This is a genomic window from Prevotella sp. P4-51, assembly GCF_002251455.1.
In the GTDB taxonomy this organism is placed as follows: Bacteria; Bacteroidota; Bacteroidia; order Bacteroidales; family Bacteroidaceae; genus Prevotella.
Genome location: NZ_NPJM01000030.1, coordinates 1 through 1,029, shown reverse-complemented (window position 1 = coordinate 1,029; position 1,029 = coordinate 1). Strand labels below are relative to the sequence as shown.

Annotated in this window: 1 protein-coding gene; it reads right to left on the bottom strand. The window is 48.3% G+C overall.

The annotated features are described in order from the left end of the window. Nucleotides 1-21: 21 nt before the first annotated feature. Nucleotides 22-921: an IS982 family transposase gene (locus tag CIK94_RS02790; protein ID WP_094421184.1), complete on the bottom strand. Its 900-nt coding sequence runs from the start codon at nucleotides 919-921 to the stop codon at nucleotides 22-24. Between the last annotated feature and the right edge of the window lie 108 nt (nucleotides 922-1,029).

Sequence of the window (1,029 nt, the reverse complement as noted above, 5' to 3'; positions counted from 1 at the left end):
AACGTGAGTTCGACGTAAGAGTTATGCAATTAGTTTGCTTTTGTCAATGATTTCAATATTCATTGACGGCTTTTTGGGCAGTAGATTGTATGCAATGAGGCCTGCAAAGAGATTGGTTGCAAAGTTGTCAACAGAGCGGTGCCTGGTATGTTCTATCTGGCAGATGTTCTTGAGTTCGTCGTTGACAGTCTCGATGACCGACCTTTTCCTGAGGAGGATTTTGTCATAGAGATTCATCAGCGAGTTCTTCATGTTCCTTTTCAGCTTTGTCACCAGGTGTATGTCGTCAACGAAGAGCATCTCGAAGAGGTCCTGGCTGATATACCCCCTGTCGGCGAAGAGTTTCCCGAAGAGTCTCTCGGTAAACGCCCTGTTCTTCAGCGGTTCCCTGTCGTCGACGTTTCCCGGCGTTAGCTGCCACTGGATGATCTCCCCCTTGTCGTTAATGACCAGATGCAGCTTGAATCCATAGAACCAGCCCATCGTGCACTTTCCCTTGGCGGCCCATCCCTTCATGGTCTTGTGCTGCTTCTCCCGCTTGATGTGGCAGGACACCAGGGGCGTGGAGTCGATGATCGATATGCCCGTGCACTTGCCCAGGGCGCAGGTCTGGAGGAACAGCAACAGGTGAAGCCCCACCTGAGCCTGACGCTCCACGAAGCGGTTGTAGGATACGGGATTGGGGAAATCCTTGCGCATGTGCTGGCAGACATAGCCCAGGTAGAATGACTTCAGGTCACGGAAACGGTGGGTATGGAACAGTATGAGGATCGTCATAATCTCACTGTCGGACATGCGGCTGGGACGGTTGCGATGACGCTTTCCAGGCACCTGAATGGTATGTTTTTTCAACTCCGGAGCAAAAAATTTGCAGAATTCGTCGAGAATACAGAAAATTTCTATTAAATTTGCAGTCGTCATGGGAATGGGTATTTGTTCGTAACTCTTTGATTATCACCTATAAAGTTACTAAAAATATTCCATTCCCACAACTTTTTTAACACTTTTCTTACGTCGAACTCACGTTAA